Here is an 11339-nt window from a genome sequence, read left to right on the forward strand (position 1 = left end):
ACGGGCACTTCCGCATGATTCCTCCTCCTTGGGCTCTACCCGACGGCCCGGGACATTGCCCTCACCTCCGATTCTACCGGCGTCAGCGAAAACGCCGCGCCGCTAGAATTGGCCAAGTGTCGACGATTTCGCCCCCACGGCGGACGTAGTAGACCTCGTGGAGGTTTATCGTCGTGTCCCCGTGGCTCGGGATGAGCTCGACCCGCGCTCCAGGACCTAGCTCGCCCACGCCCTCGCCGACGATGATGGCGTGTTCTTCGCTCAACCGCGCCGCCCGAAGCCGACCATCGGCGGATACCGGCGGGCCGAATTCGTTCGTCAGTGACTTCATGCCGCAATCGGCCACCGCGTAGCGATCCTTCACAGCGATGATCGTCGTGAGCAATGTCAGTGCGAATCGAAACCTGCCGGGAACGAATTCCTCGTTGTGAAGGTCGTTGAACACATAGGTCCCGGCCTGAACCTCGGTCACGAACGGTTCGCGCACGGCGATATGCACACTCGCGGTGCCCGACGTCGATACGATCGTTGGCGGAATGCCGGCTTCGGCAAGCGCTTCGACGTGCCGGCGAACGACCTCGAGTGCCGAGTGGATGAGCGCCTCGCGGGCACTCGGCTCGGGCTGTCCATACATGTGCCCCTCGTAGCCCATGATCCCGCGGAAATCGACTCCCTCGTCGAGCAGTAGTCGGGCGAGCCTGACCGTCTCCGCCGGCGCGGCGGTTCCACAGCGCCGCATGCCAGCGTCGATTTCGATGACAGCAGCAGCGCAGACCCCGGCCTCCCGGGCAGCGGCAGCCAGCTCGCGCACGTGGTGTTCGGATTCGACCGCGACGGTGAGATCGACACCGCGGCGGAGGAGGGCCACGAGGCGGCTCAATTTTGGCCCGCCCACGATTTGGTTCGCGAGGAGGATAGGGCCAAGTCCGGCGTCTGCGAGGACCTCTGCCTCACCGAGCTTGGCGACGGTTATACCGATGGCCCCTGCCTCGAGCTGCATTCGCGCCACCTGCGGGCATTTCGGGGTCTTGAAGTGCGGCCGAAGCCGAACCCCCGTGCCAGCTAGCAGGTTCGCCATGGTCGCGATGTTGTCTTCTACTGCGTCGAGGTCGAGGACGAGCGCAGGGGTATCGATATCGTCGATGCGCATGGCGGCGACTGTACCGGCCGCCTGGCCTACTCGCCAGCGGCTAGGTCCTGCGGCCCCCCTCGGCCGCGGCGAACTTCGCCCGGCGCGCCTCCTTCGCCCGCATCGCGGGATTGAGTTCGGCCTTTCGAATCCGGATCGACTTCGGGGTCACCTCGACCACCTCGTCCGGCGCGATGAGGGTAAGGGCCTGTTCGAGCGAAGGTGGCTGGGGAGGGACGAGCTTGACCGCGATGTCCGCCGTCGAACTGCGGATGTTCGTAAGGTGCTTCGCCCGGCAAACATTGACATCGAGGTCGTTGTCGCGGCTGTGGAGGCCGACGACCATTCCGGTGTACACCTCGTCACCCGGACTGATGAACAATATGCCCCGCTCCTGCGCGGCAGCGATTCCGTAGGCGAGCGCAGTGCCGGTCTCGCTAGCGACCAGCGCACCGGAGCGATGGCGGCTTATTTCCCCTGCCCAAGGTCGGTAGCCCAGGTACTCGGTATTCATGATGCCTTCGCCGCCCGTCCCAGTGATGAAGACGTCCCGGAATCCGATCAGACCGCGTGTCGGGATATCGAACTCGAGGCGCACGCGGCCATCTTCACCGGAATGCATCCCGACCATCTGCGCTTTGCGACCCGAAAGCGACTCGATGAGAAAGCCGGTCGCCGACTCTGGCGCTTCGACGTAAAGCCGTTCGAACGGCTCCTCGCGCCCCGCTGGGGTTTCCCGAACGATGACTTCCGGCCGCGTGACCGCGAACTCGTATCCCTCGCGGCGCATCGTCTCGACGAGGATAGCGAGGTGAAGCTCGCCGCGTCCGCTGACGGTGAACTGGTCCGGAGCGTCGCCTTCCTCCACTCGCAAAGCGATGTTCGTCTCGAGCTCTCGGAAGAGGCGCTCACGAAGCTGGCGACTCGTGACGTATTCACCCTCTCGCCCCGCGAACGGAGAATCGTTGACGCGAAAGGTCATCTTGACCGCCGGCGGCTCGAGAACGATAGCTGGCAGTGGCTCCGTCACCTCGGGTGAGGCGAGCGTTTGCCCAATGAGAACGTCGGCGACTCCAGTGACAGCGACGATGTCACCTGCGATAGCCTCGCTCAGCTCGACCCGGTCGAGGCCACGGAAACCGAATACCTGCCCAACGCGGAAAGGCGCAGCCGAGCCCACGTGATCGAAGCGCTGGATTGCCATGCCCGGGCGCACGGCCCCGTCGGTAATGCGACCGACGGCGATTCGACCGCGGTAGCTGTCATAGAGCAGGGTCGTCACGAGCATTCGGAACGGCGCCGCCGGGTCGCCCTCCGGCCCGGGCACGTGGCGGATGATCGCCTCGAAGAGGGGCTCCATATCGCCGCCACGGACCTGAGGGGTGGTACCTGCGTAGCCGTCTCGCGCGCTGGCGTAGATCACCGGGAAGTCGAGCTGATAGTCACGCGTTGCGAGTTCGAGAAAGAGGTCGGAGGTTGCTTCGAGCACCGCCGCCGGCCGCGCATTCGGACGGTCGATCTTGTTGATTACGACCACAGGATAGAGACCAAGCTCGAGCGCCTTGCGGAGAACGAAACGCGTCTGCGGCATTGGGCCTTCGGCGGCGTCGACCACGACGAGGCAGCCATCGGCCATGTTCAGAACGCGCTCTACCTCACCGCCGAAATCGGCGTGACCGGGAGTATCGATGATGTTGATCCGGACGCCGCGGTGCTCGATGGCAGCATTCTTCGCCATGATGGTGATGCCCTTCTCACGCTCGAGCGGATTCGAATCGAGGATGAGCTCCCCCACCTGTTCGTTCTCGCGAAAGACCCGGGCCTGCTTGAGCAGGGCATCGACGAGCGTGGTCTTCCCGTGGTCGACGTGGGCGACGATGGCGACGTTTCGGAGGTCGGAGCGGCGCTCGCGCATAATTTCAGTGTGCGGGAGGGCGACCGTGCGGTGAAGGCGCAACGCGCTCTCCGGGTGGGGCCGGTGCAGGACGAGCGGGAGAACGACCAGCCAGGCTTGGCCGTTCCCGCACGCGCCAAAGGCAAGGTCACTGGCCAGGGGGCCCACATGGTCGACCCGGGCGATAGCCATCCCATAGCAACGCCAGGAGTGTGATGTCGAACCTTTGCGGATCTCGGCCGGTAGCCGCACACTGAATGGAGACTCGAAGGGAGGGTCGGCATGAGCAGCAGTTACGACCTGATCCAGGAACTCGTAGCGGGGAAGCGGCCGGATGCGGACCTGGTCCGGCCCCAGGACATCATGCCGTTCGTCATCGAGAGCGATGGCCGCCGTGAACGCGCCTACGACATCTACTCGCTCCTCTTGAAGGAACGGATCGTCTTCCTCGGCACGCCGATCGATGCGATGGTGGCCAACATCGTCGTCGCCCAGCTCCTCTATCTCGCTCGCGAGGACGATGAGAAGGACATCATGATGTACATCAACTGCCCGGGCGGAAGCGTGACGGCCGGGCTGGCGATTTACGACACGATGAACCTGATTCGGCCTCAGGTATCCACGCTCTGCATGGGCCTCGCTGCCAGCATGGGCACCGTCATCCTCTGCTCGGGAGCGAAGGGCAAGCGCTACGCGCTCCCACACAGCACGATTCACCTCCATCAGGTGCTCGGCGGTGCGCAGGGACAGGCACGCGATATCGAAATCCAGGCTCGCGAGACGCTCCGGCTCCAGCGGGTCCTTCGCACGATTATCCAGGAGCGAACCGGCCAGCCGATGGAGAAAATCGAGCACGATACCGACCGGGACTTCTGGCTCGACCCGCCGGCCGCCAAGGAATACGGTCTCATCGATGAGATCCTCGACCGACCACCCAAGGGCGACGCCAGCCCGAACGGCAAGGTCGCCGCGGGCTGAGGCCAGGAAGCAGCGGAGAAACTGACGGGGCGCCAGAACTGGCGCCCCGTCAGTTGTGCTGAATCTCGGATCCCGTCAGCGGGCAGGTGCCGACGTTGCGTTCGCCGCCTCGACTGCCTTCTTCGCCGCCTCGAAGAGTTCGTTGGCTCGAATGAGAGGCAGCCCGGAGGCCTCGATAAGCTGCTCGCCTTCGGCGAGATTGGTGCCAACGAGCCGCATCACCACCGGCACGTCGATCTTCATTTGCTTGTGCGCTTCGATCACCCCCTGAGCGATGATGTCGACGCGGGCCATACCCCCGAAGATATTGACGAGGATTGCCTTCACCGAGGGGTCCTCGAGAATGACCCGCATCGCATTCACCACACGCTGGGGGTCGTTCACGGTGCCGATGTCGAGGAAGTTGGCGGGCTCGCCGCCGGCGAGCTTGATCGTGTCCATCGTGGCCATGGCCAGACCGGCGCCGTTGACGATGCAGCCGATGTTCCCATCGAGCTTGATGAAGTTGGCCACGCCGAGCTCCTGCGCCTTTACCTCGAGCGGGTCTTCCTCGTCCCGGTCCCGCAGGGCAGCGAGCTCTTTCTGCCGGAAGAGTGCGTTGTCGTCGATGTTGATTTTTGCGTCGACGGCCACGACACGCCCGTCGGATGTCAGCGCCAGCGGGTTGATCTCGACCAGGCTGGCGTCGGTTGCGACGAGCGTCTTGTAGAGACCCTCGACGGCCTTTCCGAACTGGTCGGCTTGGTCGCCCGCGAACCCGAGCCGCGCGGCGAGGGTGCGAGCGATGTAGGGTGAGTAGCCAGCCGCGGCAGGCACCGGTATTCGGACGATGGCATCCGGGTTGTTGTGAGCGACGACCTCGATCTCTTGGCCTCCCTCGGCGGATGCCATGATGAGCGGGCACCCCTGCATCCCGTCGATGATCGCGGCGAGGTAATACTCTTTCGCGATGTCCGTCTGCTCCGCAACGAGGACGTTCTTGACCAGCTTGCCTTCCGGGCCCGTTTGGATGGACACCAGGTGCTTGCCGAGGATAGCCGCTGCGGCCTCTTCTGCCTCCTCGGGGGTGTCGGCCAGACGGACGCCGCCGACGCGCTCGCCCCGGACCTTGCCGGAGTAGTTCTCAGGGTCCTGGACCAAACTCCGATACATGTCAGCCGTCTCGGACTGGGACACGAGACGGCCTTTGCCCCGGCCACCGGCGTGGATCTGTGCCTTCACCACGACTTTTCCGCCGAGCTCCTGGGCGATCTTCCGGGCCTCGGCGGGAGTGCTGGCGACCCGGCCGGCGGTCACAGGAACGCCGTGTTTCGCGAGCAAGTCGCGCGCCTGGTACTCATGAAGCTTCATGGGGTGCTCCGGTAGGAATTGCGAACGAAGCGTACCGCCTTCGGCCGCTAGCCGGTAGCGCGAGCGACACCGTGATGTTGTCCGGGCCGCCCGACGAGTTGGCGAGGGCGACCAACTCGCGGACGGCTCGGGGCAGGTCCGGTGCACGAATGGTGTCGAGCAGGGCTTCCGGGCTCACATGAAGGTAGAGGCCATCGGTGGCGAGGATGATGCCGACGGGTTCGTCCTCCTCCCCGGCGTCGGGCTTCAGCTCGCCCGCCATGCCGAGGCAACGGGTGAGAACGTTGGCGAGCCGGGGGTGTCCGCCAGGCTCGGCAGCGAGATTGTGATCCCTTGTCACGAGCTGAAGCGCGCTCCCATCGAACCGGTACAGCCGGGAATCGCCGACGTGCACCCAGCGAAGCGTGCGCCCGTCCAAGAGCGCCGCCGTAAGCGTGGTACCGGCACCTGGGGTACCCAACGCTTCCGCTTCCGACCGCAGGCGGTCGTTCAGCGCGCCCGTCAGGACCGCGAGAGAGAAGGACGTTTCCGGTGGAGCGGTCGCGACCCCTTCCAACAACTCCCGACAAGCGAAACGCGCCGCCCATGCACCGTTGGGGTGACCGCCCATGCCGTCGGCCACGGCGAAGAGCAGCCCTCGAGGCGTGCGTTCGACGAGCCAGTCGTCCTGATTCTCCGAACGGAGTCGCCCGACATCGGTCGCAGCGGCCCACCAGAAACCACCTGCTTCGCCGGAAGCGATGCTGGTCACGCCGAACACGATACTGCCCCAGGTACGGAAGTGCCCGGGGCAGTCGGGAGCCAGCGCCACCGATCGGTTCACCCGGGGCGCGAGGCCGCCCATCCCATGCCGATGAACCCCAACGCTCCGAGCGCGGCCATCGAGATGACCCACCAGGTGCTTGGACCTGCCTGCTCGGCGAGGCCGGTGCCGGCCACCGGTGGCCGGGGCGTGGGAGAGGCCGCCGGGCTGGAGGCCGGGGTCGGCGTGGCCCTCACCAGGGCGAGGTCCAGTTGCGTAAGTTCGTAATTCCGCCAGACGCCGGTTTGGGGCGCCGCGCTCCCGCCGACGATGAACGTAATCGTCGTGCCAACGGCACCGCAGCCGGGCTGACTCGCCGCCCCGGCGACATCGATGACGTAGCGCGCCTGACCACCCTGCAAAAAGACGGTCGTGACGCCGCAGCTCACTCCGCCGATCCGCGCCTCGACCGGCGTTCCGGCTGGCGCGGGCTGGCCATCGACCGTGACGGTGCCCACGAATCGTGAAGGAGGCTCTGGCGGAGACTGGGCACCGGCGCGGTCAGCCGCACCGACAGCTCCAACGAAAAGGGCGACCACCGCCACCGCACCGCCGATCGAACGAAAACATGCCATGGTGAATCCTCCCCGTGCTCGCCCGGCCGCTCACGGGCCCTCAAGCTTGTTTGTCTTGTCACAAAGGGAATATTGGGCGGCAGGCGTGTTGCAGACGCCGTCAATTGCGCACCGATGTGTAATTTGCGTGTGAAATGGACCAGTAGGTAAAGGCCCGGTCAATCCCTCGCCTGTGGTGCCGGTTTCACCGCGGGAATGAGGTCGCAGCCCATGTACGGCCGTAATACGTCCGGGACGACGATGCTTCCATCCGGTTGCTGGTAGTTCTCCATCACCGCGATAACGGTCCTCGGGAGCGCCAGGCCGGACGCGTTGAGCATGTGGGGGTGACGGGGCTGCGCCTCGGGGGTTGGGCGGTAGCGGATGTTCGCCCGTCGCGCCTGGAAATCGAGGCAATTCGACGCCGAGCTGACCTCGAGCCATTCGGCCTGTCCCGGTGCCCATACTTCGAGATCGAAGGTCCGTGCCGCGTTGAAGCCGAGGTCCCCACTGCACAGGGCGACGACGCGGTGGGGTAGTCCGAGGGCAGCCGCGATATGTCGCGCTCGCTGGACGAGTGCATCCAGCTCGGCTGCGCTTTGCTCCGGTTCGCAATAGACGAACATTTCAACCTTTTCGAATTGGTGACCCCGCTTGATGCCGCGGACATCGCGTCCAGCGCTCATCTTTTCGCGACGGAAGCAGGGCGTGTGCGCGACGAATCGCTGGGGAAGTTCGCCGGGCGGGATGATCTCGTCCCGGTGGTAATTCACCAGCGCCACCTCGGCCGTGGGGATGAAGTAGAAATCCTCCTCGGCATCGCGATACAGGTTGTCACGAAACTTGGGAAGCTGTCCGGAGGCCAGCAAGGACGCCTCGGAAAGCATGTACGGCACGTAGGCCTCGACAAACCCCGCGCCGATGTGCTCGTTGAGCATGAACTGAATGAGCGACCGCTGGAGCCGCGCCAGCGGCCCCTTGAGAACGTAGAACCGCGAGCCCGACATTCGCGCCCCACGTTCGATGTCGAGACCATCGACCATGACGCCCAATTCCCAGTGCGGGCGGGGCACGAAATCGAAGACGCGCGGCTCGCCGAACGTCTCGACGACTTGGTTCGAGGTCTCGTCCGGTCCGCGCGGCACGGCTTCATCGACGATGTTCGGAACTTCGTACAGGCGGTGCTGGAGCTCCAGCTCGATGCCGCGTAGGTCGGTTTCCAGCCGTTGAATCTCTTCGCCCACGAGGCGCATCTCGGCGATGCGGAGTTCGCGCTCGGCGGCGTCCTTGGTCGCGCCGATGGCTTTGCTGGCAGTGTTCCGCTTGGCTCGTAGCCGTTCGACCTGTTGAAGGAGTTCGCGCCGTTGTTCATCGAGCTGCAGGATGCGGTCGATGTTGACGTCGGCTCCGCGCAGGAGCATATCGCGGCGGACGCGCTCGGCGTTCTCGCGGATGAATTGGATACTCAGCATGGGGTTACGGCTCTCCGCGTGCGGCCTCGATGGCGCGGATTCCGAGGAGTCGGACGTCCTCGGCGACGGGCACGAGCGTACCATCGGGCGTCGGGAGCGCAATAGCGCGAGCGAGGCTTTCGAGCGTTACCCACTGGTGCGGCCCGTGCGGTACCGGAGCATCGAGATCCACCGGCACCACGGCCCGCGTGAAGTACACGTGGTCGATGTGCTGATGGAACGGCTGGTCAGGCCGAACGATGTCCTCGATCAGGATGACCGCCGGCGGAGGTAGGACGAGCGGGTATTCGATACGCAACATCCCTCGGGGCGGGATCACCTCGACGTCGAGACCGGCTTCCTCGTAGGCCTCGCGGAGGGCACCCTGCACCGGGTCTTCGTTGCGCTCGAGGTGGCCGCCAGGAGGCAGCCACATCCGCAGACCAGGATGCCAGAGGAGAAGGGTGCGGCCCCTCGCGACGATGTACGCGGTGGCCGTATGGTGGCGCTCGACCTCCTCGCCCATCAGTCTTCCAGCGAACGAACCGGTGGGAAGAGGATGACTTCCCGAATCGAGGACTGACCGGTAAGCAGCATGACGAGCCGGTCGATGCCCATGCCGAATCCGCCCGTGGGCGGCATGCCGTGCTCGAGCGCGAAGAGGAAGTCTTCGTCCACGAGCTCGACCTCGTCGTCGCCCGCAGCCTTGAGGGCGAGTTGCTGTTCGAATCGCTTCCGTTGGTCGATGGGGTCGTTCAACTCCGTGTAGGCATTGCCGCATTCGAACCCAGCGATGAAGCACTCGAATCGCTCGACGAGGCGCGGGTTGTCGGGCTTTCGCTTCGCGAGGGGAGATAACTCGACCGGATAGTCGAGCAGGAACGTGGGCTCGATGAGGTTGGGCTCGACGTAGTGCGACATCGCCTCGTCGGCGAGCTTCCCGTAACCCATCTGGTCGGTGACGGCCAGCCCTCTTCGTCGCAACTCCTCTCGGAGGGAATCCGCATCGGTGAGCCGCTCCAGGTCGGGTCCGCCAAATTCGCGCAAGGCCTCGATGAAGGTAAGTCGCCGCCAAGGTGGCGCCAGATCGATTGCGTGGCCACGGAAGTGGATGACCGTCGTGCCGAGAACCTGGTGCGCAACGGTGCTGATCATCTCCTCGGTCATCCGGGCAACGTCGTTGTAGTCCGCGTAAGCCTCGTAGGACTCGAGCATCGTGAACTCGGGGTTGTGCTTGAAGCTCATCCCTTCGTTGCGAAAATTGCGCCCGATTTCGTACACGCGCTCGAAGCCGCCGACGAGGAGACGCTTGAGGTGGAGTTCGAGACTGATGCGCAGAACGCGGGGCTCGTCGAGCGCGTTGAAATGCGTCACGAACGGCCGTGCGGCCGCACCGCCTTCAGAGACCTGCAGGATGGGCGTCTCCACTTCGAGGAATCCGCGGTCATCGAGGAAGCGGCGGATGGCCGATACCGTTCGGCTGCGGATTTCGAACACCCGTCGGGTCTCCTCGTTCGCCATCAGGTCGAGGTAGCGGCGCCGCTGGCGGAGGTCGGGGTCGGCGAGACCGTGGTACTTCTCAGGTGGCGCGTGGAGCGATTTGGCGAGCATCGTCCAGCCGGCGGCCTGCACGGTCGGCTGGCCTGTGCGTGTGCGGATGGGGGTCCCGACGACGCCGATGAAGTCGCCAAGGTCCACGAGCCGAAGCGTGTCGTAGCCCTCGGTCTGGTTGGCCCGGAACAGAACCTGCAGGCGGCCAGCCCCATCGAGGAGATCCATGAACGTTGCCTTGCCCATGTCGCGCCGGGCCATGACGCGCCCCGCGACCCGGACGGTGGTGCCGGTAAGCTCCGACTGCTCGGCGGGGAGGGCCTCGACGAGGGAGATGACCTCGCGGGAGGTGTGCGTTCGCTCCCACCGTGGCGGGTAGGGGTCGATACCGAGGCGGCGCAGCTCTTCGAGCTTGGCTATTCGCTGCGCGACCAGTTCGTCCACTTGAGGCACTCCTTCACGACGACGGGCCGCTCTGCAGGCGGCCCGTCACGACGTCATTTTCCGCAATGCCGCAAAATCAGTCGATTCTGAGCACTTTGAGCTTGATGACACCCTTTGGCACGTTGACCGAAACCACATCGCCCACCGCCTTGCCGAGCAGTGCCGTGCCGACCGGAGAGTCGTTGGAGATTTTCCCGTTCAATGGGTCGGCTTCGGGACCGCCGACGATGCGGTACGTGCGAACCACGCCGTCCTGGTCGACTTCTACCGTCGAACCGACCATCACCCTGCCGGCCGCGTGCGCTGCCTCCTCGTCGATGATCTTGGCGCGGCGCAAGATGTCCTCGATCTCGAGGATGCGGCCTTCGACGCGCCCCTGTTCGAGCTTCGCATCGTCGTATTCGGCGTCTGCCTGCGAGGTGCCCTGTTCCTGCGCATTGTGGATCATCTCCGCGACCTCGCGCCGCCGGATACGCAGCTGCTCGAGCTCCTGTTCGAGCTTTGCTTTTCCTTCACGAGTGAGGGGAACGGGCTTTTCCATATGTCGTACCCTACGATTGCCGCGCGACAACAAAGGAACTGAGGCCGCGCGTTGCCTCAGTTCCCACGAAAGTATACCCACGCGCGGGACGGGCCGGCAAACAGCTGGGGAGCGTCGATGACCAACGATAGTGGCAGGTCGCCTCTGGAGGAGGGCCGCATCTGGCGGCCCCCACCCACACCCGGTGCCCTGGGAGCCGAACGAGAGGCCGACCCTGCTCGAATCGACAGCGGCGAGCCGCCTCCGCGTTCACCTCGACCAGGCTTCCGTCTCCCTATCGCTCTCGCGGCGGGCGTCATCATCGCGGCGGCCCTCGTCGGCGGCCTCGTGGGCGGATTCGCGGCACTGCGGCTAGAGGGCTCGAGTAGCACCGGCGCCGAAACCGGGAGCAACGGGGGAGCCGCAGCTCTCACGGTCGACATTACCACTGCAGTGTCCGACGCGGTGCGAAAAGCGCGACCCGCCGTCGTTCGAATAGAGAGCGCCAGTCGTCGCAGCCTCGACGTGGGGAGCGGCGTGGTAATCAGCCCGGAGGGTTACATCCTGACGAACGCCCACGTGGTGATGGGCACCGATGACCTCAAGGTCGTGTTCGCGGACGGCACCGAGCGGCCGGCCGTGCTCATCGGCCACGACCACCCATTC

At 65.1% G+C, this 11339-nt stretch carries 12 protein-coding genes; 3 read left to right on the forward strand and 9 right to left on the reverse strand.

Features of this window, described 5'->3' with window-relative positions; translation table 11 throughout:
* Nucleotides 1-82: 82 nt before the first annotated feature.
* Both VAE53_RS12645 and typA read right to left on the reverse strand, forming a co-directional pair.
* The gene (locus tag VAE53_RS12645; RefSeq protein ID WP_322819735.1) at nt 83-1150 is read right to left on the reverse strand and encodes an alanine racemase; all 1068 of its coding nucleotides are present in this window, start codon (nt 1148-1150) and stop codon (nt 83-85) included.
* 40 nt (nt 1151-1190) lie between these two features.
* Nucleotides 1191-3044: a translational GTPase TypA gene (gene typA, locus VAE53_RS12650; protein ID WP_322819736.1), complete on the reverse strand. Its 1854-nt coding sequence runs from the start codon at nt 3042-3044 to the stop codon at nt 1191-1193.
* 9 nt (nt 3045-3053) lie between these two features.
* Here typA and VAE53_RS12655 point away from each other — a divergent pair, with 9 nt between their 5' ends.
* Entirely contained in the window at nt 3054-3239 is a 186-nt protein-coding gene (locus VAE53_RS12655; protein ID WP_322819737.1) for a hypothetical protein, read from the forward strand.
* 126 nt (nt 3240-3365) lie between these two features.
* Nucleotides 3366-4001 carry an ATP-dependent Clp protease proteolytic subunit gene (locus tag VAE53_RS12660; protein WP_369294055.1) on the forward strand — a complete coding sequence of 212 codons (636 nt, stop codon included), beginning with the start codon at nt 3366-3368 and terminating at the stop codon, nt 3999-4001.
* Nucleotides 4002-4076: 75 nt separating this feature from the next.
* Here VAE53_RS12660 and sucC read toward each other — a convergent pair whose 3' ends face one another.
* The 7 genes from sucC to greA all read right to left on the reverse strand — a co-directional run bounded on the left by sucC (nt 4077) and on the right by greA (nt 10694).
* Nucleotides 4077-5351 (reverse strand): ADP-forming succinate--CoA ligase subunit beta, encoded by a 1275-nt coding sequence (gene sucC, locus VAE53_RS12665; RefSeq protein WP_322819739.1) that lies wholly within the window; start codon nt 5349-5351, stop codon nt 4077-4079.
* Entirely contained in the window at nt 5338-6111 is a 774-nt protein-coding gene (locus VAE53_RS12670; RefSeq protein WP_322819740.1) for a protein phosphatase 2C domain-containing protein, read from the reverse strand. The genes sucC and VAE53_RS12670 overlap by 14 nt, the downstream gene beginning before the upstream one ends.
* A 59-nt stretch (nt 6112-6170) precedes the next feature.
* Entirely contained in the window at nt 6171-6728 is a 558-nt protein-coding gene (locus tag VAE53_RS12675) for a hypothetical protein (protein WP_322819741.1), read from the reverse strand.
* A gap of 158 nt (nt 6729-6886) precedes the next feature.
* Nucleotides 6887-8179 (reverse strand): serine--tRNA ligase, encoded by a 1293-nt coding sequence (serS, locus tag VAE53_RS12680; RefSeq protein ID WP_322819742.1) that lies wholly within the window; start codon nt 8177-8179, stop codon nt 6887-6889.
* A 4-nt stretch (nt 8180-8183) separates the two neighbouring features.
* Nucleotides 8184-8684, reverse strand: a complete 501-nt coding sequence (locus tag VAE53_RS12685) for an NUDIX domain-containing protein (protein WP_322819743.1) — start codon at nt 8682-8684, stop codon at nt 8184-8186.
* On the reverse strand, nt 8684-10153 hold the full coding sequence (lysS, locus tag VAE53_RS12690) for a lysine--tRNA ligase (protein ID WP_322819744.1): 1470 nt from the start codon (nt 10151-10153) through the stop codon (nt 8684-8686). Before lysS ends, VAE53_RS12685 begins: the two co-directional genes overlap by 1 nt.
* A 76-nt stretch (nt 10154-10229) precedes the next feature.
* Entirely contained in the window at nt 10230-10694 is a 465-nt protein-coding gene (gene greA, locus VAE53_RS12695; protein WP_322819745.1) for a transcription elongation factor GreA, read from the reverse strand.
* Nucleotides 10695-11126: 432 nt separating this feature from the next.
* Here greA and VAE53_RS12700 point away from each other — a divergent pair.
* A partial coding sequence (locus VAE53_RS12700; protein ID WP_322819746.1) for a trypsin-like peptidase domain-containing protein occupies nt 11127-11339 on the forward strand: 213 nt, incomplete at its 3' end.

Origin of the sequence: Tepidiforma sp. (assembly GCF_034432735.1) — a bacterium.
Taxonomy (GTDB): Bacteria; Chloroflexota; Dehalococcoidia; order Tepidiformales; family Tepidiformaceae; genus Tepidiforma.

Coding starts and splice junctions, on each gene's coding strand:
- VAE53_RS12675 (WP_322819741.1), bottom strand. CDS start 6,728: ATGGCATGTTTTCGTTCGATCGGCGGTGCGGTGGCGGTGGTCGCCCTT.
- VAE53_RS12685 (WP_322819743.1), bottom strand. CDS start 8,684: ATGGGCGAGGAGGTCGAGCGCCACCATACGGCCACCGCGTACATCGTC.
- typA (WP_322819736.1), bottom strand. CDS start 3,044: ATGCGCGAGCGCCGCTCCGACCTCCGAAACGTCGCCATCGTCGCCCAC.
- sucC (WP_322819739.1), bottom strand. CDS start 5,351: ATGAAGCTTCATGAGTACCAGGCGCGCGACTTGCTCGCGAAACACGGC.
- serS (WP_322819742.1), bottom strand. CDS start 8,179: ATGCTGAGTATCCAATTCATCCGCGAGAACGCCGAGCGCGTCCGCCGC.
- VAE53_RS12645 (WP_322819735.1), bottom strand. CDS start 1,150: ATGCGCATCGACGATATCGATACCCCTGCGCTCGTCCTCGACCTCGAC.
- greA (WP_322819745.1), bottom strand. CDS start 10,694: ATGGAAAAGCCCGTTCCCCTCACTCGTGAAGGAAAAGCAAAGCTCGAA.